Below are 22,951 nucleotides of genomic sequence, written 5' to 3'. Positions count from 1 at the left end.
GCCCAACCCCGCCACATTGATCACCGCGGCCGAGTGCGGGCTGACAGTAGTGCCATGACGGAGAGCCGGCCGGAGGAGGTCCAGGTTGCACCGGTGCTGACAGGATTGAGGAGGCGAAACTGATGCATAGGGGGTCCGATGCCGGTGGACACCTTCGTCGATCGCGAACGCGAGTTCGAGGTCGCGATGACCCAGGTGCAGTCGGCCTGCGCAGGCCGTGGGGGTTTCCTCGTCATCGACGGCTCGGCGGGCATCGGCAAGAGCGCACTGCTCGCGAAAATCGCCGAGTCGGGAGGTGCGCCGACATTCCTGTCGGTGCGTTGCCACGCCCAGGTAGGACACCTTGCCGCCTACGGACCTCTGGTCGATCTCGCGTGGCTCATCGAGCAGAGCACACCGCGCCACCGCCGCCTGCTGCGCCGCTCCGGCGAAGGAATGAAGACCCGGTGGCCCGAACTGCTGACCATGGTGCCTGGCGTGGGGGAAGCGCTGAAGATGGTCGCTGAATCCCTGTCGGGACCAGTGCCCGGCGCGCCGCTGGTGGACCACCGCACGGCTGCCCGGTCGATGGCGGAGGCAACGCTTGCGCTACTGCGGGCGAAGCACCCTGCCGTCGTGATGATCGACGACGTGCATCGGATCGACGGGAGTTCCTGTGCTGCGCTGTCCTACCTTGCCCGCGCCGTGCAGAGCGAGCCGGTGCTGTTCGTATTGGCGCTGCGCCACGACGAGACACCCGACAATCCCGCTGCCCAGCAACTGATCGACGACCTGCAACTGCAAGGTGCCCGTCAGGTCCGGCTCGGCGGTCTACCGCCTGCCGCCGTCGAACAGCTCGGTCGCCTGCTCGCCGGGTCGACGTCTGCCCAGGTGACCCGGCGGCTCGTTGACCAGACCGGCGGGCATCCCCTTCTACTGCACTACTGCCTCGGCAAGGGACGACCGCTTGCCGCGCTACCCGCCGCTGACGATGTCTCCGGAAAGGTGAGCCTGCGAGCGGAGGACGACGCAGATGCCCTGCTCACCCGCGTCCGGTTGGTGATTCAGGCCCGACTGCGGAGACTGTCCTCGGAGGACCTACGCCTGCTGTCCATCGCGGCTGTACAGGGCCGCTCATTCCACAGCAGTGTGGTGGCACACATCGCGGGACAGGACCACGACGTGGTGGCGCATCGGCTACACCGGCTGGCGACCGAGACGGGCATGCTGTACCCGGTCGGAGCCGATGACTGGGACGACGTGCTGAACGCCGATCGTTACTCTTTCGAGCACGATCTGCTCCAGGAAACCCTCTACCGAGACCAGACCGAGCGGCAGCGCCGCGAGCGGCATCGCAAGGTGGGCCGCATCCTGTACCAGCATTCAAGGAACTTCGCCGACATGAACCAGGAGCTCGCGCTGGACCTGATCCGGCATCACCGGCTCGGTGGCGACTGGTTGTCGGCAGCGAAGGTGGCGCACGATACCGCCTGCCGCCTGGCTGGGACCGGTGCGTCCACCCGCGAGGTCATCGCGATCGCCGAGCAGGGTCTGCACGATGTCAGGCACGCGGCACCGGTGCCGGATGCCGACCGGCTACGCGCCCAGCTGATCGAGCTGCTGTTGACCGCAAGTGAGTTGAGCTGGCGTACCCGGCCGGAGGCAGATGGCACCGTACGTCTCGAGGCGCTGTCGGCCGAGGCGCTGGAGGCCGCCCGCACCGCCAACGACGAGGCGCTCCAGGTCCGGGTGCGATATCTGCACGGCAAGGTTCTGCTCTACACCCGTGGCGTCCCGGCCGCGATCGGCCCACTCCAGGACGCCTGGGAGACCGCACTCGACAGTGGCGATCCGAAGAACATCCTCCTGGCCGGTTGTGAGTACGGACGGCAACTGCCGAAGGTGAACGTCGAGGCTGGCCTCGACGTACTCCGCCGAACCGAAGAGGCCGCTGACACCCTCGCCGACGACGGGGACGATCCCGTCCTGCAACGTGCCCGGCACATGACCGCTTTGCAGCTGGGGGTCAGCCTTCTCGATGCGGGCCGGCTCGGGCCAGCCCTCACCCGTCTGCGGGCCGCGGTGCCCGACGTCCGCCGCAGGCCGGCGCTCGGTCTACTACCGATCGGCCTCAACTACCTGGCGCAGGTGGAGACCGCTGTCGGCAACTACGCAGAGGCGGAACGGTTGCTGACCGAAGCGACAGCGCTACACGACGCCGGCGAGCCGGACGGTTGGCACGCGGTCAACCTCGCGTATCTCGGTAGTCGGAGGGCGTTGGACCAGCACGACTCCGGCGGACTCGCGCTTCTGGAACAGGCCCGGAGCGAGGCAGAGGCGACGTGGCAGGCGAACCTTGCCCCGCTCGTCGCGAATCTCTACGCAGCGAGTCTCATCGCGCTGGCCACCAGCGCCCCCGCCATGATGCGGAAGGCACTGAGTGTTCTCAATGAGACGCTTACTGAGACGCGGCGCACCGGCATGCGGCGCAGTGAGATAGCCGCCCTGTCACTGCTCGGCGAGTGGCACCTCCTGGAGGACATGCTTCCGCAGGCGATGGCGTTCAGCGAGCTGGCCGTCGACCACATCAGGACGGCTGGCTGGAAGATCCCGGCCGTCTGTGTGGAGGAAGTGCTGTACCGACACAGCCGCATCCAGGAGGCGCTCGGCGACGAGCAGGGGGCACGGGAATCCGTGATCCGTGCCGCGTCCGAGGTGAACCGCAAGGCCGACAGCCTGGACGGCGACGCCCGTGTCCGTTTCCTCCGAGACGTTCCCCTGAACAGAGCCATCCTCGCAGCGGCTGCCTGACACCGACCGCGGCCGGTCAGACCGGGGTGGTTCGGAGGCCTCGGATCAGGATGGCGGCGAGGCGGCGGGGGTTGTAGCGGGAGTCGGCCGAGGCGCCGATGCAGAGGTTGCCGACGCCCTGCAGCAGGGTCAGCGGGTCGATCGGGTCGACTTGGCCGGCATCGACAGCGGCGTCCAGCAGCAACGTGACCGCCGGGAGCAGGTGGTCGAGGAAGTACGCGTGCAGTGGCTCGAAGGCGGCGGCGTCGGAGTGCATCGCCTCGGCCAGGCCGTGCTTGGTGACGAGGAAGTCGACGAACAGGTCGATCCACGCGGTGAGCGCGTCGTGCGGAGTGGGGCTGTTGGCCAGCAGTGCGGGGGCGGCCTGGGCGCAGGACTGCACCTGGTGCCGGTAGACGGCGACGATCAGGTCGGCCCGGGCCGGAAAGTGGCGGTAGATCGTACCCACGCCGACGCCGGCCCGGACGGCGATGTCACGGACCGGGGCATTGACGCCGGAGTCGACGAAGGCCGCGGCGGCGGCCTCAAGCAGCGCCTGCTTGTTGCGCTCGGCGTCTGCCCTCTTCCGGGGAGTCGGTGGATCGGTGTCGCGGGCCGGCACGGTCCTGTGGCCTCCGTCACGATGCCTGGCAAACGGAACGATGTTCCGTATCGTTTAAGCGGAACGAGGTTCCACTTCTATCCTCTCTCCTGCTGAGGAGCAACAGTAATGCGCATCCCAGAGCAACAGCCCACCCCGGTGGTTTCGGTACGACCGGTGGTGCTGCCGGCACCGGCCCGGGGCACCGACCTCCAGGTCCGGGTCACCGCCCCGCTGTCCGGGTCCGGGCTGCCGATCGTCGTGTTCGCGCACGGCTTCGGCGCGAACATGGACATGTACGCACCGCTCGTCGAGCGCTGGGCGGCCCACGGCTTCGCGGTGCTCCAGCCGACCCACCTCGACTCCCGGACCCTGGCCGTCGGACCGGACGACCCTCGGTACCCGGAGATCTGGCGCATCCGGGTCGCCGATCTCGTCCAGGTCCTCGATTCACTCGACACGATCGAGGCAGTCGTCCCCGGGCTCGCCGGGCGACTCGACCACGACCGGATCGCGGTGGCCGGCCACTCCTGGGGCGGCCAGACGGCGAGCATGCTGCTCGGCGCCCGGGTGCTCGACGCCGACGGCACCCCGGGCGAGGACATGTCCGATCCTCGCGTGAAGGCGGGCGTCCTGCTAGCCACCACGGGCACCGGCGGGGCCGATCTGACCCCGTTCGCGGCCGATCACTTCCCGTTCATGAGCCCGACGTTCGCGCAGATGACGACGCCCACCCTGGTCGTCGCGGGCGACCAGGACAAGTCACATCTGTCGGTACGCGGACCGGACTGGTTCACCGACCCGTACTTCCTGAGCCCCGGGCCGAAGAGCCTGCTCGTCGTGTCCGGCGGGGAGCACTCGCTGGGTGGCATCCCCGGCTACGACGTCACCGAGACCACCGACGAGAGCCCGGAACGGGTCACCCTGGTCCAGCGCGTCACCACGGCGTACCTGCGCAGCGCGCTCATCCCGGGCGACCTGTCCTGGTCGCAGGTGGAGCCGGGCACGATGGGCCGGATCGAGTCCCGGTGAGCATCTCGCCGGCCAGCATGGCCGGCCTGTGCCGCTTACCGGCAGGCGCCCCCGGCCATCCGATCGGTCGCCGGGTCACGTGAGTGACCCCTCCGTACGGGCAGGCGTCACGAGCCGGGCGTCCTGGAGCAGTCGGGTGAGGGCGGCCATGGCCACCTGGAAGTCATGCCGGTCCGCCGCGTGGAACCGACGGAAGAACCAGTCGGGTACGCGGGCCTGCCGTTGCCGACTCCGAAAGATCAGATCCTGGACCTGCCGGGCCAGGGTGAGCAGTTCCGCCGAAGAGGCGTCGGCACCTCGCCCGACCGTGGCGGCGATCTGCTCCTGCATCACGGCCAAGGCCCGCTCTCGCTCGGCCACCACGTCCCGCTGGCTGCGATAGATCTCCAGGCCGAGCAGCAGAGCACCAAGTGACGGCACAAACCACTGGAGCAGCAGTTGCGAGACGGTGAGCTCGGCAGTCACGCCGAACACGACTCCGAGCAGACCCCACACCGCCGTGCCGCCGAGCACCGTGTGCGCGTAACGGCGGCGAACCCGGGCACCCCAGCCGAGATTCTGCTGCTGACATGCGAGCACGTCGTACGGGTTGGGCAGCGGCGGCACCTCGTAGTAGTCGCGCAGGTAGGTTTCGTCGCCTCGGTACGCCCGGTGCAGGCGGCTCACCTCGGCGGCGCTCACCTCGCCTCCGGCGGCCACGGCATTCCAGGTCAGGCCGAAGAGCCGTACGTCGAACATCTCCTGGAGCACGGCGGCGCGGCCGAGCTGACCGCGTGACCAGACGCCCAAGCCGACCGCGTTCGCCAACGCCCACAGGGCACCGACGGCGGTGACCAGCGTGGACGACACGCCGGTGAGGGCTACCACGGCACCGGTCACGCCGAGCAGGATAGAGAGGATCATCCGGAGGTTGTCGAGCCGCTGCGCCCGGGCGTGGCAGACCGACATGGCCCGCAGCAAGGCCATCATCTCGGGTTCGGTCTGGCGACTGAGCAGGGACTTGGCGGGGTCGGTCACAGCGGCCTCCCGGGTCCGGTAACCGATTCTAAATCCAGAGGACTAAATGTGACCCATCGTTCCGCGAAGGTCACAGGAGGTGATCAACTAGTTACCTTTTAGTAGGTTTTTGGATCGGATGAGGGTGACGTGCTGATTGGTCCGACAGTCAGCTAGATTGAGCCGGCACACAGGCACGTGTCGCTGTCCGGACGGGCGACCCCCACTGGCCCGCCCGCCCGCACCCTGGAAGGTCCAACGAGGGACATGGGCAACAGACCCGCCGACGACCATCGGCTCCCGGATGAGCGCATCACCGCGGCCGTTGCGGATTTCACCGGCGCGAGCAACGTCCGAGTCGTGCGAGAGTTTCGACCCGGACCACAGTACAGCGACGCCCTTCTCTATTGCCTCGCGTTGACCAGCACCGACCGAGGCCGATCCCTGATGCAGAAGCGGATCGTCAAGGTGGTGCCGGCCAACTCGGCGCGAGAGCAGGCAGACGGGCACCGCCGTGCACAGCGGTCACATCCGGACTTCGCTAAACGGCACATCGTCGAGCAGGTCGGCTTCTGTCGCGTCGATGACGACCGCAGCTTGTTGATCCAACGCGTCGCCAATGGTGGTGACGAAGTGAGAAGCCTCGCGGAGTTGACCGACGACGAGCAGTCGGAGGCGATCCCGGAGATCGCCGCGGCGCTGCTCAACCACTGGAACGCCGCCGACACGGGACCGAACGGAGCCGGTGTACCGACAGCCGAAAGCACCGTAGGTGGGTTCGTCCGGCAGGAGGTGACCGCGATGGCCACCGAGGAGTCGGTGTTGGCGGCGGTCCGTGAACTCGGCGTGTCGGCTACCACCGACGCGTGGCTCGACCTCGACGGCGTCCGTCGACCGAACCCGCTGCACCTGCTCACCTGCTCCGATTCACCGCTGAGCGGGCAGTCGATGGTCTACTTCTCCGGCCACACCCACGGCGACGCCCACGGCGGCAACGTGCTCGTGCCGCGCCACGGCGGTGAATCGCAGTACGAGCAGTTCCTGCTCGTTGACTGTGGCGGCTACCGGGACGACGGAGCGCTCACCCGGGACGTGTACTTCCTCCTGCTGACCACTCTCCTGCGGACGATCACACCGCACACCCCCGACGGAGAGTCCGGCGACAGGATGCCCCGGAACCAGGCCGACGCACTGCGCCGCTACCTCATCGACCCCGACCACGCGCCCCCGGGAAGTCTGCTGCCGTGGCTCGCTCAGCTCATCGAGGGGGTGCACGGGGTCGGCCTGAAATACGCGCGGCAAGCGGACTGCGGACTGGAGTGGCGCCAACAGCGGAAGCTGGCGCTGGTCGCCCACGCACTGGTCTGCCTCACCTTCACCAACCTCGGCGAGCCGGGACGTCGGTGGTGCTGGGATCTGGCGGTGGAGGCGCTGGAGGCGTATCAGCAGGCTCTGCCGAAGGAGGACAGCGCGACGGTGATCCCACCGCCGGTCACGGTACCGCCGGTCTTCTCACCACCCGCCGCCCGGACCGGCCCACACGGCATGAGCACCCCGGGAAGCGGGCTCGACCAGCAGCTGTTGACCATCGGTCACCGACCACTCTGGATCCACGAGTCCCGGCCGGAGCGTCCCCTCGCGTCGCCCGCAGGACCGACACCCGAATCGGCATACCACGACCTCGGGCTCCCTCATCCGACCGTGGGCGACGCTTCCGCTCGCTGGCCGACAAACCCGATCGCCGGCCCCGTCGGCGCGGATGCCGTCGCTGCGGCCCCGGTCGGCACCGGCGTCGTCGGATCGGAGACGAAGTCCCTGCCTGACCGTTCCACTCCTCGCAACCCCGCTCCGCGGCCCCGGCAACCGCACGACGGCCGTTCAGCCGGCCCTGCCCAGCCGCCGCGCCGCAGACTACGGCTGCCCCACCTCCGCACCTTGGCGGTCCCGCTCGCCAGTCTGGTGAGCGTGGCCGGTGCGGTAGGGCTGGTCCCGCTGATTGATCGGCGCAACGACAATCTCGACGCTCCCACTCAGACCATCTCTCCGTCGCGGGCACCCTCGTCCGCCTCGTCACGGAACAGCGGCGCCCGTAGCGCTCCTTTGCCCGACACCCTCCAGAAGCTCGCCGATTACGTCGCCACGCTGCCGGAGGACCCCCCGCAGGGCAGGTACGCGTGCGCGCAGTACGAGGTGAAGTCGTGGAGCGGCGACCCGGAAGATCCCGAATTGATCAGCTACCACCGGTATGAGTTGTGGTTCACTCCCGAGCGGTCGGGCAAGCGGGTCGAGACCGAGTTCAGGGAGGGTACGCCGGTCGGCACCATCACCTCCGTCTTCTCGGAGAGGAGAATGACCGACGTCATGCCGATGCCGGCCGACGGCCCGGAAGCGCTGCGCGACCAGCTACGGCAGGAGTTCCAGAAGCAACCACCTGAGTTGCGCGACGCTGCCGGCCTGATGCGGCTCGTCGTCGGGTTCTACCAGTTCCATCCGCTCGATCCGATGCAGCGGTCGGTGCTCCTGCGGGAACTCGCCAGGACGCCGGGGATCGACTTCGTCGGCAGGTACGTTGATGAGGCCGGGCAGCGCGGGGCCGCCTTTCGGGCCGAGGACCGAGAGGGCCGGCAGGACACCCTGCTGTTCGACGCCACCGGCCGGCTGCTCAGCTATGAACTGAGCCGCGATGACGTGCTCCTCAGCCAGCACCGGTATCTCGTCAGCACCCGCACGAACACCATGGACGATCCCTGCGGGTAGCGGTCCACCTACGGGCAATATCGGTACACGTAGTTGGCCCAGTTCCGATAGGGTGCGGCATCACTGCGGACCCGGTTGCCGACGCCGACGCGGAAGAGTTCCCGGCTCTGGTGGTAGTAGAAGGCAACATAGCCGCTGCCGAGATTGTAGTGCGCCGACTCAGCGCGAAACTGCCAGTTCCAGTTGGCGAGGTTCTGCCAGCCGCAGGAGGAGAGCTTGCCGCGTGGGTAGCCGTAGTGCGGCCACTCGTAGAAGCAGAACCAACCCGAGGGGCAGTCGGCCACTCCGTAGGTGCCGATTGGGGCTTCGAGGGTGACGATCACGTCGCCGCCCTGGTAACTGATCTCGTTGTCGTTGAGCACGGTACCGCCCGGATGGGCGGCGAGGTAACGTGCCAGCTCCGTACGCACAGCGGATCGCCCGGCTGACCCGGCCAGAGCCGGCGCGGGCACCGTCACCCCCAGAAGCAGTACGGCGACGATCGCCATGAATAGCGTACGGAAAGAGGTGACGATCAGCATTCGAACCCCCCGCAGCACAGCATTCGTTGCCGGACAGCAGCCCGGATGAGAGAGCCGCGCCCTCGCCGTCGAGGACGCCGGCACCCCAAAACAAGCCTAGGGAAAACCCAGCTCAGATCACTAGAAGCCGCCCTAAGAACAGCTCCTCGCCATTCTCGAATTGCCTCAATTTGATCCGGCCAGGCAATTGCTGGATGCAAATACACGTGCTATATCGCCAAATAACGGAACGATGGATCTGCGCGGCGGATATCCCGGCGACGGGAAGTCTCGCCGCCGCAACAACAGGATCATCGGTGGCCGTGTAGCGCGGCAGGCGCACCAGAACCTCTAGTGATTGATAGAGGTAGATGTTGACCTATACCATGCGCACCATGAGTGCTCGCCGCGTCACCCTGGTCGCAGTCCTCGGCATCGTGCTCGGGCTGTCCGGCACCGCCGTCGCCCATGCGGCCGACGATCCGGTGCTGACCACTCCCGGCGCCCCGGTGGTGGTGGCCAACGAGCCACACCGGCTCACCCTGACCTGGTCGCCGTCGACCTGGATCGGCGAGCCGGGCGCAACGCCCATCCAGCACGAGGTCCGGGCGTGGCTGGGCCCCAACGTGTACCGCAGCCTCGGCACCACCACCGGCACCGACCTCACGCTGACCGATCTCGCGCCGGGCACCGAGTATCGGCTCACCGTGTGGGCATACACCAACGCCGGGTACTCCCTCGACTCGCCGGTGACCCCGGTCCGGACCGCGTACGGGAAGGCGCGGATCAGCTACCGGAACCTGAGCTGGTCACCGACGGACAACCAGATCCAGCACGTCCTCCAGGTCGTCAACACGGGTACCGCCCCGCTCGACCTGGCGGACGTGCGGATCCGCTACCACCTGACCTTCGAGGGTGGAAACACCTCGCTGGTGACCAACTGCGACTGGGCGGCGATCGGCTGCGCCAACGTGCAACGCCACATCCAGTTCTTCCCACCACCCCTGCCGCCGGGCCCGCCGACCCCGACGCCAACCCCCACGGTTTTCCCGCCGCCCGGCACCCCGATCCCCGGCTGGATCGAGCTGACCTTCACCGGCGGCGAACTGGCCCCCGGCGAGTCGACCGGCCCCATCTACCTCCGCCATCACCGGCCGAACTGGACGGCGATCGACGAACGCGACGACCTCAGCTGGCAACAGGCCACCGGCGAGTGGGCCGACAACAGCCGAATCACCCTCGACGTCAACGACATCCGCGAGTACGGCGACACCAACGCCTGAGCTGTCGCCAGTGGCGGCACGGCCAACAGGTGCGGACCGGTCAGGCGAGCCGGAACAACTCCTCGACCGGTCCCCAGTCCAGCCCGCCACCAGGAGCGAGAGCGGCTTCGCCCCAGGAGACGCCGAGCAGCCCTTCGTCTGAGTTGCAGGCGAAGCCGACAAGCAGTGTCCTCGGCTGCGGCGTGAGTGCCTCGATGGCCGCGCGCAGCAGCGTCCGGTCCCGGGCCTCGTCCGGCGTCGCGGGCATTCCCGGCAGGGTCGGTTCGTCGTAGCCGGGCGCCGGACCGAAGAGAATCAGCAGGTCGCGCACGAGGTGGTTCTTGAGCCGGCCCCGGACACGCCGCATGTCGAGACCGCGGCGCTTGGCGTACATCCAGGGCAACAGCAGGTGGTTGCGGCAGATGGTGACGCGCACCTGCGCACCGGGTGGATGCACGTCCTGTACGTCCGGCAGTTCCCGGAGCTGCTCGTGCAGCGACTCGTACTGCTGCTTCCAGCGGGTCGGACCGAAGGCATGATCCGTGGCCAACGCCGACGCCTCCCGCGCACTCTGGGCCAACTCGACGGCCCGTTGCAGCGCCTTCGGAATGCGTGCGCGTAGGTCACGGGCCAGGTCGGGGCCGAACTTCTCGACCGACCACTGTGACGGATCGCCATCAACCCCCACGTCATTTACCCCCTGTATCGAGGCGGTCACTGACCGATACAAGGTCTCACATCTGTCGATGCGATTAACAGCCCCGGCCGACTGCCGTCACCAGATCGCGGGCAGGTGGATCCCGTCGGCCGGTATCCCTGCGGCGGTGAGTCTGCCCCGGGCAAGGTCGAGCATCGCGGCTGGTCCACAGACGTGCACCTGCTGGCCGGGGTGATAGTGGTCGAGCGCGACGGTCAGCGCGTCGCCCTGTTCGGCGGGGGCGACGAATGGGTCATGGGAGAAGGCCGGAACGACTCTCAGCCAGGGATGGGCCTGGTCGAGCTTGTCCAGGGTGATCGCGTCGTAGAGGTCGGCCACGGTACGGGCGCCGACGATCAGGGTCACCCGGCGACCGTCCGGCGCGGCGGCGACCTGCTCGACCAGGGCGCGCAGCGGCGCCAGGCCGGTGCCACCGGCCACCAGCAACAGGTCCCGGGCAGTGGCTCGTCCTGCCCCGGCCGGCGCCGCCTTGGCGGAGGCCGTCTCGGGGCCGCCAGCAGGGGGCGGCTCCGGGACGGCGGGCATGCTCAGGCCGATGTCGACGGGTGGGCCGAGATGGAGCAGGTCGTTGGGGCGTACCTCGTGGACGAGGCTGTGGGAGACGGTGCCGGCGGGGACGGCGCGGACGTGCAGCTCGACGGTGCCGTCGGGACGTGGGGCGTTGGCCGGGCAGTACCAGCGCCACCGGCCCGGGTGTTGCGGCACGCAGACCGGCACCGCCTGGCCGGGACGGAACGGCAGCCGCAACCAGGGCCGTACCGTCAGGATGGCGATGCCCTCGGCGGCCAGGTCGCGGCCGACCACCTCGGCGGGCCAGAACGCCGGCCCGTCGCCCATCCGCCCGGCGGCGCGGGCTCGACGAGCGCCCAGGTCCACCGCCACCGGAACGCCCCAACCGATCGGTTGCGGGCACAGTCGTGGCGCCACCGGTGCCAGCGCGGCACCGATCAGCGATCGCCGCCGCAGCCGGTACCGGCGGTGCAGCCGGCCGAGCACCGTCAGCAGCGCCAACCGCCCGGCCCGGTCACCGCCGCCGCCGACCAGCCGGACCAGCGCGGCGACGACGAGCGCCGTCGCCCGCTCCGCAGCAGCCCTGGGCAGCGCAGCTCGGCCCGAAACGCGCGGCGGCCTCGTCGATGACCGGGTGGTCGCGGGTGGAGAGGACCGGCCAGGTAGCCGGCGGCCCGCCGCCGCTGCGCCTCCGGCAGCCCCGGCCAGCCATCCAGGACCGGTCCGCGAGCCGCGAGCTGCCGGGCCAGGTGCGCGGCCAGCCGGTCCCGATCAACCCCGATGAGGTACGCCGACAGCTCCGCGTCCGCCTCGACCAGCCGGAGCCAACGGGTCACCGCCTCCCGGCTCACCGCCGCTCCCCCGTTTGATGGTCGTGGGTTGCCGGCCGACAGTCGGCGTGCCGGGCCTGCCGGAAGTCGGCGTGCCGGGACTGCCACTGCCGCAACGCCTGCCGGATCCGCTCGGCCTCGGTGTTCGCGGTCGTCAACTCCCGGTGCAGCCTGTCGATCTCGTCGGCCGCCCGGTTGAGGTAGTCGTACACCTGGTGCGGGTCGAGACCCCGCCAGCGCCTGTCGAAGTCGGCGGTGCGGATGTGATGGGGGTGCAGGCGTTCCCCGGACAGGTAGATCATCGCCGCGGTGCCTCCTGCTCGGCGATCAGCGCCTGCACCTGCCGGTCGCTGAGGCCGCGCCGGTCCAGCACCCGCCGCCCCCACCGGTGCAGCCGGCACGGATGCGGCGCACGATCGTTGCGGCAGCGCGGCCCCTCGGGCCACTGCTCGGCGGCGTGTACGGTCACCGCCCGCACGGCAAAACCGACATCCTCTGCGGTCACGTACGGCGGCATCGGCAGCTCGCCGAGCACCTCGTCGATCGAATCCATGTCCCTCCCCTGCTGTGGTTGCGGCACCGAGGCGGGCGGGGACGGCGCACCGTCGGGGGTCGGCACCACCGGAGCCCAGCACCCGCCCCGGGCCATGCATTCACCCTGGCCAGGAGGCCGCGCCACCGACATGACTACGCACTGCACCTTGGCGGTAACTGCACTGCACGCTCTGGCGATAGGCTGCACTTCAACCGATGCCGACGCGACAGAAGGCGGCACGATGACCACGGTGCACCGGTGGACCGGTCGGGAGACGCGAGCGCTCCGCCAGGCGTTGCGGATGAGCATCCGGGACTTCTCAGCCCACCTAGGGGTGGCCGAGCGAACTGTGTCCAAGTGGGAAGCCGGCCAGGAGGCGGTCCGCCCACGGCCAGAGATGCAGGCCGCGCTCGACACTGTGCTCGACAAGTCCGCCGAGGATGTACGTGCCCGCTTCGATGCTGCTATCGCCCCCACCCGAGGCCAGAACGCGGCAGTACCTCCTGCGGCCGACGCGTTGGGTGGCCTGACTGCGGTCTACCAGAGTCGATGTGACCTCACTGCGGCCATGCCCGCGGATCAACTGTTCGACAGCGCACGAGTCGTGCGGGCAGTCGGCCTGTCACTCAACCTGCTCTGTCAGGACTACGCCGACCGACGTTGGCAGGAACTTCTAGAGCGGGACGTCCATGTCCGCTGCCTGTTCCTCGACCCGGACGGCACGTCGATCCAGTCGCGGGAGCGGGAGGAAGGCTTCCCGATTGGCCAGCTCTCAGCGTTGACCAAGCTGAATATCGAGACCTTGCTTCGGGTCCGCGACCGCCTTCCCGTCACACTGCAGGAAAGGCTGGAACTGGCGACGTACGACGAGACACTCCGCTTCAACATCATCCTGGTGGATGACCTGTGCGTGGCCCAGCCCTATCTGGGAGGCAACCGTGGCGTCGACTCTCCCGCCTTCGTGATGCACCGGGGACAGCCAGGGGCCGGGCTATACCCGGTGTTCGAACAGGTCTTCGAGTCGCAGTGGCAGGGCAGGCGGGCGCTGTGAGCGACTACCAGGAGTATCTGCCGATCGCGGCCGAGGCTACCCGGCGAGCGGCGGACGCGATGCGGCGGCAATCACCCGGAGTGCTCACCGCGAAGGGTGATCGGGACCTCGTCTCCGAGCTGGACTACGCGATTGAACGAGACCTGCGAACCTTCCTGAGCGCCGAGACTCCGGACATCGGTTTCCTCGGTGAAGAGGAAGGACCGAGCGGATCGTCAAGCAGGCGATGGGTTCTCGACCCGATCGACGGCACGTCGAACTACGTGCGCGGTCTGCCGTTGTGCGCGGTGTCGCTCGCGCTCGTGGATGGCAACGAAGCGGTGGCAGGTGTCATCCAACTGCCGTTCCTCTCGGCGACCTACACCGCTGCGAGTGGCGGAGGTGCACACGTCAACGGGCGGCCGATCACGGTCAGTAGCACCACCTGCATGAGTCAGGCACTCGTGGCCATCGGGGATTACGCGGTGGGTCCTGGGGCGGCGGCGCGGAACCGCCTGCGGTTCGCCCTGACCAGCCAACTGGCAGCCGAGGTCCAGCGGATTCGGATGACCGGCAGCGCCGCACTCGACCTGGCATGGCTCGCCGAGGGCAGGCTCGACGCCGCCCTGACCCTGTCCAACCATCCGTGGGACATGGCCGCCGGCGTGATCATCGCGCGAGAGGCGGGCGCCGCCGTCATCGACGGCAACGGTGCTCGCCACGACATGACCTCCACGATGACCCTCGCCGTCACACCCGAACTCATGAGCCCCATCCTGGCGGCGTATGAGAAGACCCTCGCCGTCACGCCGGACGCAAGGTGAGGTGGTGGTAGACGAAGCCGAGAGCCGGCTCGGGCAGTTGAACCAGACCGGTGCCTCGGTATGAACAGTCGCGGTGTGCTGGCGCTCGTCGTCTGTGCCGCTCCTCCGGTGCTGCGGATCGCTGAGCTGATCGATCTACTACAGGAAGACGGCTGGGCTGTCTGTCTCACCGCCACCCCGACCGCCGCGACTTGGATCGACCGGGAGGCGCTAGCAGCGCAGACCGGCTACCCCGTGCGGGTGGAATGGCGGAAGCCCGGCGAGCCGGAGCCGCACCCGCCAGCCACGGCCGTCGCCGTCGTGCTCGCCACCTTCAACGTGATCAACAAGTGGGCTCAGGGCATCAACGACACCCTCGCGCTCGGCATCCTCAACGAAGCGCTCGGTGCGGGAATCCCCGTCTACGCGTTTCCGAACGTCAAGGAGCAGTTGGCCGCACACCCGAGCTACGCCCGACACCTGCGACTGCTACAGGACGCGGCCGTCGCCGTGTCACCCCTACCTGCTGAACTGGATTGGCATACGGCCGTTCACCGTCTCCGTATCGCGTAACCTGCGGCACTTAAGTGTCCGTCGGTGTATTGCAGGCAGCACGACCCGGCTCAGCCGCGCGGATGCGGCACCTGACGGTTGAAGCGCGGCTTGAGGGCCAAGACCAGCGCCTCCTTCGTACCCTCCGGGTTGTCGGTCTCCTGCCAGCGGATCTCCCGCCGGCCCAGCCAGTCGGCGATGTCGTGCGCGCTCGCCACCGGGCCCTGCTTGTCGAGAATCTGGCCGACCTGCTCGTGCAGCACCGACGACTCGCGATTGCCGGTCAGGTGCTGCCGGAGGCGGTTGCGTAGGTTCCCGGTCCGACCCACGTAGATCACCGTGCCGCCGTCGAGGACCACGTGCACGCCGGGCGCGCGGGGAGCTTCGGCCACAGCCTCCACCGTGTACGGCACGGGAGGCGTAAAGCCGGCCAGCAGGTCGTCGCTCAAGGGCTCGGGCATGCCCGGGAGGCTACTCGCGCCCGGGCAGAGCATGCCCGGATCGGCTAATGATCTGCTGGGCGGGCTGGGAGCAATTCGGGGTGGTCACCCGTGGTTTATGTCCGACAGGCGATCAAACCCGCAAAGTCAGCTACAGGGTTCAGCGTGTGCGGGGCGGCGTCCGCCTGCGGGAATTGTTAGGTTCCCGGCGTGGCCGACCTTGACCGAGGTATCTATGAGCACTTGATCACCGAACAGCTCGCCGAGCGACTTCGACAGGTTGCCCCGGCCTTGGTCCAACACGACAAGATCGAATTGGCCGATGCGCCCGACGTGCTCTCTCGGCATATCGCAGGCTTGGCCCGGCGAGCGCTGCTCGCAGTCGGCGGTGGCGACGACAAGCTAGCTCGCCAGGTTGAGTTGGCCAATCGAATCGCCGAGAACATCGGCCGGGCCGAGCCGCGTGCGGTCGACAGCGCCGACCAGATCACGGACGCCCAGCGCTTGCTCCACGCCATCGCCGCCCCACCGACCCCACCGGCCGTGCCCGTCTTCCCGGCACGCCCCACCACCCCACTCTCGTCCGGCGCGCTCCTCGTCAACGGTCGCCATCAGCCAAGGATCGGGCACGAGGTCACCCACGAGATGGCGTCCGCAGACCAGGTCGACCTGCTCTGCGCGTTCATCAAATGGCACGGCCTGCGCATCATCGAGCCGGCCATCCGCGACCTCATCGACCGAGGTGGCAGCCTCCGGGTCATCACGACGACCTACCTCGGCGCGACAGACCAGCGCGCCCTCGACCGCCTCGCCGAACTCGGCGCTGACATCAAGATCTCCTACGAGACCAGGACCACGCGGCTGCACGCCAAGGCGTGGCTGTTCCGCCGCAACAACGGCATGACCACCGCGTACGTCGGCTCGTCGAACCTGTCGAAGGCAGCGCTTGTCGACGGGTTGGAGTGGAACGTCAGGATCTCCAACGTCGAGCAGCCGTACGTCATCGACACGTTCACCGCCACGTTCGAGGACTACTGGCACGATCCGGCGTTCGAGGGCTACGAGCCGGGCAGGGACGCCGAGCGGCTCCGCACCGCGCTGCACGGGGAGCGGCGCGACGAAGCACCGACGCAGATCGCCAACCTTGATGTCCGGCCGTACCCGTACCAGGCCGAGGTCCTGGCCGACCTCGACGCCGAGCGCAAGGTCCACGGCCGCTGGCGCAACCTCGTCGTGATGGCCACCGGTACCGGCAAGACGGTGGTGGCGGCACTCGACTACCGCCGGCTGCACCGGGAGAAGACCGTCGAGTCGTTGCTGTTCGTGGCGCATCAGGAGCAGATCCTGCGGCAGAGCCTGGCGACGTTCCGGCAGGTCATGGGGGACGGTAGCTTCGGCGAGACGCTCGTCGGGGGCCGGGAGCCGCAGCACTGGCGACACGTCTTCGCCTCCATCCAGTCGCTGCACCGGCGGGAGATCGACCCCGAGGCGTACGACATGGTCATCGTCGACGAGTTCCATCACGCGGAAGCGCCGACGTACGCCCGACTGTTGGAGCGGCTGAAGCCGCGCGTACTGCTGGGATTGACGGCGACGCCCGACCGCAGTGACGGCGGCGACGTGCGGCGGTGGTTCGATGGCCGCGCGGCCGTGGAGCTGCATCTGTGGGAGGCGTTGGAGCGGCAACTGCTCGCGCCGTTCCAGTACTTCGGGCTGCACGACGATGTCGACCTGTCGCAGCTGCGCTGGAAGCGCGGGCAGGGGTACGACCCGACTGAGCTGGACGGCGTCTACACCGGCAACGACGCGCGGGCGCGGATGGTGCTGCGGGCGGTACGGGACAGCGTCGACGTCGACCGGATGCGGGCGCTCGGGTTCTGCGTGAGCATCGGGCACGCCGAGTTCATGGCGGACTGGTTCAGCAGGCATGGTGTGCCGTCGGCGGCGATCACGTCCCGCGTCGACGCGGCCGGCCGGCAGGCGCTGCTCAAGGAGTTCAGGGATGGCACGGTCAAGGTGCTGTTCACCGTTGACCTGTTCAACGAGGGTGTCGACCTGCCGATGGTCGACACGATCCTGATGCTGCGGCCGACCGAGAGTGCCACGATTTTCCTTCAGCAGCTCGGCCGTGGGCTGCGCCTGGACGACGACAAACCGTGCCTGACCGTGCTCGACTTCATCGGCGGGCAGCACGCCAACTTCCGCTTCGACCTACGCTGGCGCGCTCTGACCGGGGTCAGCCGCCGCGCGATAACCGAGGCGGTACGCGACGACTTCCCGTCCCTGCCGAGCGGCTGCCACATCCAGCTCGACCGGGTGGCCAAGGACATCGTGCTGGCCAACCTGCGCTCGGCTATGCCGACCTCGAAGACCGGGCTGGTGAAGGAGCTGCGGCTGCTCGGGGACGTGAGCCTGGGCGAGTTCCTGCGCGAGGCCGGCGTGGAAATCGAGGACGTCTACCGGTCGGCGAGCATCGGCGGGTGGACCGGGCTGCGTCGGCTCGCCGGGCTGGAAGCCGCGCCGGGCGGGACGGATGACCGCGAGTTGGGTCGGGCCATCGGGCGGATGCTGCACCTGGACGACCCGGACCGGCTCGACCTGCTGGCCCGGGTGGCGGCCGGCGAGATGCCGGAGGTCGGACGGCTGTGGGACATGCTGCACTTTGACCTGTGGGGGCCGAACGCGTCACTGAGCCAGCGCGGGGAACGGCTGGCGCGGCTCCGGGCCGAGCCGGCACGCTGTGCCGAGCTGCGACAGGTCGCCGAGGTGCTCCGCGAGCGGATCCACCGGGTGACGGTGCCGGTTGACGGGCTGCCGCTGAAGGTGCACGCCCGGTACAGCCGCAACGAGGCATGCGCTGCCTTCGGCATGCCGAACCCGGGATCGCTGCGGGAAGGGGTGAAGTGGCTGCCGGACGCCAAGGCCGACATCTTCTTCGTCACCCTGGTCAAATCCGAGCAGCACTACTCCCCCACCACGATGTACGCCGACCGGGCCATCACCGACACGCTGTTCCAGTGGGAGTCCCAGAGCACCACGTCGTCGGCGTCAGCGACCGGGCAGCGCTACATCAATCACGTCTCTCGCGGCTCCACAGTGCACCTCTTCGTGCGGGAGGCCCGCGTACCGGACCGTGACCTGGGTGCACCGGCCTACCTGTACGCCGGCCCGATGACGTACCAGCAGCACACCGGCGACCGTCCGATGCGGATCATGTGGCGGCTGCACAACCCGTTGCCCGCCGACATGTACGCCGCCGCCCGCGCCATCGCCGCGTAAGCCTGTGTTGCTACGGAACCGGCACGACTTCTCTCACCAACGCCTGCATCCGAATGCGATCTGCCGTGCTGGTAGACATCTGCTTCAGGCCGGCAGCTTGGGGCGCACCGAAGAAGCGGTGCAGTACCTCAGCGCCCTGACGGCCGGTAACGCTGCCCGGCCAGTTCCCGACTCGCAGCCCGGCCGCATAGGCCGCGTTGATGAGTCGCCACAGATCAACCGCGTCCTTCGCCGCGAATCATCCCCGATAAGCGAGGGCCTTCAGACAGAGCGCTGAGGCCACGTCCGGCAGCATGACGCGCATGCCGAGCGGCTCACCGCTGGTGAGCTGGACGTGGACGTCGAGTAACTCGGCAGGTCGATGCAGCGCAAGGACGAGGCCGGGCACCTCGTCGACCACCAGCTCACCGTGTCGTTGGTTGGGCACCAACGCACCCCGGTAGGACGGCGCAAGGATGTCGACCACCAGCGTCAGAGGCCCATGAGAATCTTCAACCTCACGCATGAAACGGTTGGCTGCCTCCCGAGATGTGTAGCCGCGCTCGACGAGTTCCGCTGGCAGGCGAGGGTCAGCGACGACGGTGGGCAGGGCGGCGAAGTCGGCGTCCGCCGTCTCGCGCAGTGGCACCTGTGCGGAGACTCCGTGCAGCGCGACGAGCAGAGTGACCATGTGACCGCCGACTATCCGGTGGTCGAGTTCGAGCGCGGAGGTGATCTCCGCCAGGTCGGCAAGGGTGAGGAATCCGGCGTCTGCGGCCCGGCTGGTCGAGACGAGCGAGACGGAACGCGGTGTCACTGGGGTCGCCCCGGTCATGCCGCGTGCCTCTGATCATGGTGGCGTTGACGCAGCATGTTCCACACTCGCTGTGCCGCCTCTTCGTTGTCGGGGCCTGGCGAACGCCGGACGTCCCAGAGGACCTGGAGCGGATCGGCGAGTGGAAGGCCGGGTGCCGCCTTGCCGGGCGGCGGCCACAGGCCTGGATCCCTCGGCACCGTGAGTTCGAGCGTCGCCTCCTCGTCGCCAGCGGGAACGAAGCCCACATCGGCCAGGTTCACGCCATCGCGGACGTAGAGGATCGCGCGCGTCGGGGCACGCCATGGAGCCATTGTGTCCGCCGCGACGTCGCCGGACACGACGACGCCAGAAGCATCTGTTTCCGCGACCAGTTCGACGACCGTCCGGGCCTGCTCGACCGCTGACGCCAGGCCGTACCAGTAGGTGCTGATGCCCCCCGGCCCCGGATAGGTCGACAGCCACCACCGGATCGCCTCATCGAGGTCCCGCACGATCCAGCCGGTAGGCATGCGGCTAACCAGGTCGTAGTCAGCTAACGCGGCCAGCGCCTGGGAGACGCGTGGTTGGGAGACGCCGACAAGGGCGGCCAGTTCCTGCTGGGTTGCGTACGGCTGTTGAATCAGCCGGCGAACCAGGGTGAAGGTGCCCCACGGCACCCGGCCGCGCTTGGCCCATCGCCTTACCGCCTCCGTTGGGGGTCGCAGCGTGACCTGTTCTCCGCCGAGGCGCAGCACACCCGTGACCTGCCGCTCGCCGTCGATCAGCCAGGACCAGCCGGCGGCCTCGACTGCTTCCCGAACTGCGGCCGTCGCCGTCGGCATGATGAACAGGCACGGTCCGGGGTGGCGGTCGATCGTCGTGGCGATGTCGCGCGGGGTCAGCGGAACCGGGGAGGCGATGACGGTCACCGTGACTCGGGCATCGACGTAGCCCAGCTCAGCCCGGTCGGCTCCGCGTGGCACGAGCGTGACCCCCGCTTCAGCCAGAGCGCGCCAGACGGACGACGATATAAGCATTACCCAACCCCCTTGGTTAATACTTATACACCCTGCTCACCTGCGTCTCCACCAAGTTGCAGTGGCGAGTTCGCAAGTATCGGTGCGTGCTAGGTCAGGCTGACGGAGCGGGCGAGTTTCACCGGTCGTCAGCCGCGCCGGCCGTCACCGCGCAGCGCCCGCAGCAGTTCCACCGCTGCTCTCGTCCGCTCGTACCGGACCTCATGCCCTTCCCGCCGGGACACGACGAGCCCGGCCCGGCGCAGCCGCCCCAGGTGGTACGAGACGGTGGCCGGGCTGATCCCGTGCCGCGCCGCCAGTTCGGTGGTGGTCAGCGGCGTAGCCAGATCGGTCAGCAGAGCGGCCCGACGCGCACCGAGAATGCCGGTCTCCTCGCTGGCCTGCGCGGGCAGCGACCACACCTGACCTCGCCCCCGCGCCGGGTAGCCGACCATGACCAGGCCGGGGGCGCCCAGGTACACCGCTGGGCGGGGCAGGAACGCCGACGGGGACAGGATGAGCCCCCGCGCCGCGTCGAGGGACAGGTCGGCGGGTGAGTCGAGGGTGAGCTGGCGGCCGTCCCAGGTCAGCCTCGGGTCGAGGGTACGGACGATGTCGGCGAGGCCGGTCCGGGTGGCCAGTGTGGCGCGGTGCCGGATGTCCTCGTCGAGCACCCGGTGCAGGGTCGGCCAAAGCTCGGCCTGGGTGTGTCGCCAGCAGCGGGCGAGCTGGTCGATAACCCGGGTGATCAGTGCTGTCTCGCCGCGTCGGGCAAGGAACCGGGCGACCGTGGCCGGCAGTGGTGGGCGGGGGTCGCGTCCGGTCAGGCTGTATTCCAGCAGAGCTGGTGGGGGCGGGCCGATCCGGAACGCCGTCCGTAGCTGTCGGTGGACGTCCTCGGCGGTGGTCGTCGCCACGGCCGCGAGTTCCTCGTCGAGGGTGGGCTGGTAGCTGCCGGGCAGCGGGGACAGGAAGTCGGGGATGTACGCGGTGGCCCCGTTGACCAGCGCGAACAGCACGTCGACCGAGCCCGGGTCGAGGGTACGCCGGGTCTGGGTCACCCAGCTGCGGGCGTACGGCGCCCGCTCGGGGTGGGCGAGCACCTCCAGCGCGTTTGTGACTTCCGTCAGCCGCGACAGCGCGAACCGTGACCGGACGAGCCGCTCCGCGTCGACGTGCAGAGTCAACACTCGCCAACATTAGAACCCCCTCGAATCCTTGGCACCCGTCCTCGCGCCGCTGATCTCCTGACAACTACGGGGAAAGAGTCGCCTCCCGTCGCGGCGAGGGGGCACCTTCCCCGAAGTTGCACTCAGCCGGCCCTGCCACAGCGGTCGGCGTGGAATGTGGAAAGGGGATCTCTGTGTCGTACTCCGAAGGATTGGTGAGGCGGCGGACGTTGCTGCTGGGGGCGGCGGCCGTGGGCGGCGGTGTCCTCGCCGCCCGGCCCGCGCAGGCGGAGGCGCCGCCCGCGCATCCAGCAGCCCGGCCGGCGCAGGCGCGGGTGGGCCAGCCGGCTGTCCGCTCGGTGGGCTGCTTCGAGGTGCTCGCGTTGCGCGACGCTGCCGGCCCGTTCTTCCTCAGCTACGACGACGCCTTCTCCGGGGCGTCGGGAAACGACTGGGCGGCGGCGCGGCGCATCGACCCGGCCGCATTCGGGCCGGACCGGACGTGGCACCTGGACTTCCGCTGCTACGCCATTCGCCGTCCCGGCGACCGGTACACGCTTGTGGACACCGGTGTCGGGCCGGAGGGCAGCCCGGCCTCGGCCTGGGCGCCGGTGCCGGGCGCGCTGCCACACGTGTTGGCCGGCAACGGGATCGACGTGCGGCGGGTGGACACGGTGGTGCTGACGCACCTGCACGAGGACCACGCCGGCTGGGCGGTCACGGCCGAGGGCGTGCCGATGTTCCCGCACGCACGGTACGTGGTGCAGCAGCGTGAACTCGACGCGCTGGAAGCGGGCGGCAGCGAGATGCTGGGGTACGTGGTGCGGCCATTGCGCGCGGCGGGGCAACTGCACCCGGTGGACGGTCCGGTGGTGCTGAGCGGCGACCCGGCGAAGGCTGGCCGTCGTACCCTCGCCGGCCGACGTGGTGACCGCATCCGGGTGGTGCCCACTCCCGGCCACACCCCGGGGCACCAGTCGGTGCTGGTGGAGGGTGGCCGTCACGACCAGGTGGTGGTCACCGGCGACGTGCTCGTCCACGCCGTCCAGGTCGCCGACCCGGACGTGGCCTACCGGTACGAGGCAGATCCGGACCTGGCCCGGCTGACCCGCCGCGGCCTGCTCGACACGGCCCGTCGCGAGCGCGCGGTCCTCGCCACCGCGCACCTCAACCGCCCCTTCGTCGAACTCCATTGAGTCGACGACCATCCGGATCGGCACCCGCCGCAGTACCCGGTCTCGAATTCCGCAAAAGGTGGTCGATCGACTCGTTCTTGCTGATCGATGGCGGTAGAGGGTTGCCTGATCGGTAGCGACGTGCACAGGATACGGGGACGCTCGATCAGCGTGCGTAGATCCACCGGCGCCTGGGCCACCC

Annotated in this window: 21 protein-coding genes; 9 read left to right on the top strand and 12 right to left on the bottom strand. The window is 68.9% G+C overall.

Features of this window, described 5'->3' with window-relative positions; genetic code table 11:
- The first annotated feature begins 138 nt into the window (after positions 1-138).
- The gene (locus tag ENC19_RS27615) at positions 139-2,790 is read left to right on the top strand and encodes an ATP-binding protein (protein WP_164449983.1); all 2,652 of its coding nucleotides are present in this window, start codon (positions 139-141) and stop codon (positions 2,788-2,790) included.
- Positions 2,791-2,806: 16 nt separating this feature from the next.
- On the opposite strand, the gene ENC19_RS27610 is transcribed toward ENC19_RS27615, so the two are convergent.
- A complete protein-coding gene (locus ENC19_RS27610) occupies positions 2,807-3,391 on the bottom strand; it encodes a TetR/AcrR family transcriptional regulator (protein WP_164449982.1) in 585 nt (194 codons plus the stop codon).
- A 108-nt stretch (positions 3,392-3,499) separates the two neighbouring features.
- On the opposite strand from ENC19_RS27610, the gene ENC19_RS27605 reads away from it, so the two are divergent.
- The gene (locus tag ENC19_RS27605; protein ID WP_164449981.1) at positions 3,500-4,402 is read left to right on the top strand and encodes an alpha/beta hydrolase family protein; all 903 of its coding nucleotides are present in this window, start codon (positions 3,500-3,502) and stop codon (positions 4,400-4,402) included.
- Positions 4,403-4,477: 75 nt separating this feature from the next.
- Here ENC19_RS27605 and ENC19_RS27600 read toward each other — a convergent pair whose 3' ends face one another.
- The gene (locus tag ENC19_RS27600; RefSeq protein WP_164449980.1) at positions 4,478-5,419 is read right to left on the bottom strand and encodes an S-4TM family putative pore-forming effector; all 942 of its coding nucleotides are present in this window, start codon (positions 5,417-5,419) and stop codon (positions 4,478-4,480) included.
- A 612-nt stretch (positions 5,420-6,031) separates the two neighbouring features.
- Between ENC19_RS27600 and ENC19_RS27595 the strand changes: the two genes are divergently transcribed.
- A complete protein-coding gene (locus ENC19_RS27595) occupies positions 6,032-8,155 on the top strand; it encodes a hypothetical protein (protein WP_164449979.1) in 2,124 nt (707 codons plus the stop codon).
- An 8-nt stretch (positions 8,156-8,163) separates the two neighbouring features.
- Here ENC19_RS27595 and ENC19_RS27590 read toward each other — a convergent pair whose 3' ends face one another.
- Positions 8,164-8,676: a peptidase inhibitor family I36 protein gene (locus tag ENC19_RS27590; protein ID WP_164449978.1), complete on the bottom strand. Its 513-nt coding sequence runs from the start codon at positions 8,674-8,676 to the stop codon at positions 8,164-8,166.
- A 374-nt stretch (positions 8,677-9,050) separates the two neighbouring features.
- On the opposite strand from ENC19_RS27590, the gene ENC19_RS27585 reads away from it, so the two are divergent.
- Entirely contained in the window at positions 9,051-9,938 is an 888-nt protein-coding gene (locus ENC19_RS27585) for a cellulose binding domain-containing protein (RefSeq protein WP_164449977.1), read from the top strand.
- 40 nt (positions 9,939-9,978) lie between these two features.
- On the opposite strand, the gene ENC19_RS27580 is transcribed toward ENC19_RS27585, so the two are convergent.
- The 5 genes from ENC19_RS27580 to ENC19_RS27560 all read right to left on the bottom strand — a co-directional run bounded on the left by ENC19_RS27580 (position 9,979) and on the right by ENC19_RS27560 (position 12,528).
- Positions 9,979-10,605: a hypothetical protein gene (locus ENC19_RS27580; protein WP_164449976.1), complete on the bottom strand. Its 627-nt coding sequence runs from the start codon at positions 10,603-10,605 to the stop codon at positions 9,979-9,981.
- An 87-nt stretch (positions 10,606-10,692) separates the two neighbouring features.
- Positions 10,693-11,646, bottom strand: a complete 954-nt coding sequence (locus ENC19_RS27575) for an FAD-binding oxidoreductase (RefSeq protein WP_235945171.1) — start codon at positions 11,644-11,646, stop codon at positions 10,693-10,695.
- Positions 11,634-11,996, bottom strand: coding sequence for a hypothetical protein (locus tag ENC19_RS27570; protein ID WP_164449926.1), 363 nt, complete (start codon positions 11,994-11,996; stop codon positions 11,634-11,636). The genes ENC19_RS27575 and ENC19_RS27570 overlap by 13 nt, the downstream gene beginning before the upstream one ends.
- Entirely contained in the window at positions 11,993-12,277 is a 285-nt protein-coding gene (locus ENC19_RS27565) for a DivIVA domain-containing protein (RefSeq protein ID WP_164449975.1), read from the bottom strand. Before ENC19_RS27565 ends, ENC19_RS27570 begins: the two co-directional genes overlap by 4 nt.
- Complete coding sequence (locus ENC19_RS27560; RefSeq protein WP_164449974.1) at positions 12,274-12,528, bottom strand: hypothetical protein; 255 nt, start codon at positions 12,526-12,528, stop codon at positions 12,274-12,276. Before ENC19_RS27560 ends, ENC19_RS27565 begins: the two co-directional genes overlap by 4 nt.
- A gap of 223 nt (positions 12,529-12,751) precedes the next feature.
- On the opposite strand from ENC19_RS27560, the gene ENC19_RS27555 reads away from it, so the two are divergent.
- From ENC19_RS27555 to ENC19_RS27545, 3 genes are all read left to right on the top strand, one after another.
- Positions 12,752-13,561, top strand: a complete 810-nt coding sequence (locus ENC19_RS27555; protein WP_164449973.1) for a DUF5919 domain-containing protein — start codon at positions 12,752-12,754, stop codon at positions 13,559-13,561.
- Positions 13,558-14,364 (top strand): inositol monophosphatase family protein, encoded by an 807-nt coding sequence (locus tag ENC19_RS27550; protein ID WP_309246184.1) that lies wholly within the window; start codon positions 13,558-13,560, stop codon positions 14,362-14,364. The genes ENC19_RS27555 and ENC19_RS27550 overlap by 4 nt, the downstream gene beginning before the upstream one ends.
- Before the next feature lie 75 nt (positions 14,365-14,439).
- Positions 14,440-14,916: a flavoprotein gene (locus ENC19_RS27545; RefSeq protein WP_309246185.1), complete on the top strand. Its 477-nt coding sequence runs from the start codon at positions 14,440-14,442 to the stop codon at positions 14,914-14,916.
- Positions 14,917-14,966: 50 nt separating this feature from the next.
- Here the strand turns inward: ENC19_RS27545 and ENC19_RS27540 are convergent, their stop codons facing one another.
- Positions 14,967-15,356, bottom strand: a complete 390-nt coding sequence (locus ENC19_RS27540) for a nucleotide excision repair endonuclease (protein WP_164449971.1) — start codon at positions 15,354-15,356, stop codon at positions 14,967-14,969.
- Between the two features lie 189 nt (positions 15,357-15,545).
- Between ENC19_RS27540 and ENC19_RS27535 the strand changes: the two genes are divergently transcribed.
- On the top strand, positions 15,546-18,614 hold the full coding sequence (locus ENC19_RS27535) for a DUF3427 domain-containing protein (protein WP_164449970.1): 3,069 nt from the start codon (positions 15,546-15,548) through the stop codon (positions 18,612-18,614).
- A gap of 238 nt (positions 18,615-18,852) precedes the next feature.
- Here the strand turns inward: ENC19_RS27535 and ENC19_RS27530 are convergent, their stop codons facing one another.
- From ENC19_RS27530 to ENC19_RS27520, 3 genes are all read right to left on the bottom strand, one after another.
- On the bottom strand, positions 18,853-19,410 hold the full coding sequence (locus ENC19_RS27530; RefSeq protein WP_164449969.1) for a hypothetical protein: 558 nt from the start codon (positions 19,408-19,410) through the stop codon (positions 18,853-18,855).
- 14 nt (positions 19,411-19,424) lie between these two features.
- Positions 19,425-20,318 (bottom strand): winged helix-turn-helix domain-containing protein, encoded by an 894-nt coding sequence (locus ENC19_RS27525; protein ID WP_164449968.1) that lies wholly within the window; start codon positions 20,316-20,318, stop codon positions 19,425-19,427.
- 236 nt (positions 20,319-20,554) lie between these two features.
- Positions 20,555-21,595, bottom strand: a complete 1,041-nt coding sequence (locus ENC19_RS27520) for an ArsR/SmtB family transcription factor (protein WP_164449967.1) — start codon at positions 21,593-21,595, stop codon at positions 20,555-20,557.
- Between the two features lie 194 nt (positions 21,596-21,789).
- Between ENC19_RS27520 and ENC19_RS27515 the strand changes: the two genes are divergently transcribed.
- Positions 21,790-22,770 (top strand): MBL fold metallo-hydrolase, encoded by a 981-nt coding sequence (locus ENC19_RS27515; protein ID WP_208021038.1) that lies wholly within the window; start codon positions 21,790-21,792, stop codon positions 22,768-22,770.
- The last annotated feature ends 181 nt before the right edge of the window (positions 22,771-22,951 follow it).

Source organism: Verrucosispora sioxanthis (assembly GCF_010560025.1).
Taxonomy (GTDB): Bacteria; Actinomycetota; Actinomycetes; order Mycobacteriales; family Micromonosporaceae; genus Micromonospora; species Micromonospora palythoicola.
The sequence above is the reverse complement of the archived record's forward strand: the minus strand, read 5'-3'. Positions and strand labels throughout refer to the sequence as shown.

What these genes read in the sequence shown, in the direction of transcription:
- ENC19_RS27555 (WP_164449973.1), top strand. Translation starts at nt 12,752, where the DNA reads ATGACCACGGTGCACCGGTGGACCGGTCGGGAGACGCGAGCGCTCCGC.
- ENC19_RS27605 (WP_164449981.1), top strand. Translation starts at nt 3,500, where the DNA reads ATGCGCATCCCAGAGCAACAGCCCACCCCGGTGGTTTCGGTACGACCG.
- ENC19_RS27615 (WP_164449983.1), top strand. Translation starts at nt 139, where the DNA reads ATGCCGGTGGACACCTTCGTCGATCGCGAACGCGAGTTCGAGGTCGCG.
- ENC19_RS27540 (WP_164449971.1), bottom strand. Translation starts at nt 15,356, where the DNA reads ATGCCCGAGCCCTTGAGCGACGACCTGCTGGCCGGCTTTACGCCTCCC.
- ENC19_RS27585 (WP_164449977.1), top strand. Translation starts at nt 9,051, where the DNA reads ATGAGTGCTCGCCGCGTCACCCTGGTCGCAGTCCTCGGCATCGTGCTC.
- ENC19_RS27560 (WP_164449974.1), bottom strand. Translation starts at nt 12,528, where the DNA reads ATGGATTCGATCGACGAGGTGCTCGGCGAGCTGCCGATGCCGCCGTAC.
- ENC19_RS27565 (WP_164449975.1), bottom strand. Translation starts at nt 12,277, where the DNA reads ATGATCTACCTGTCCGGGGAACGCCTGCACCCCCATCACATCCGCACC.
- ENC19_RS27590 (WP_164449978.1), bottom strand. Translation starts at nt 8,676, where the DNA reads ATGCTGATCGTCACCTCTTTCCGTACGCTATTCATGGCGATCGTCGCC.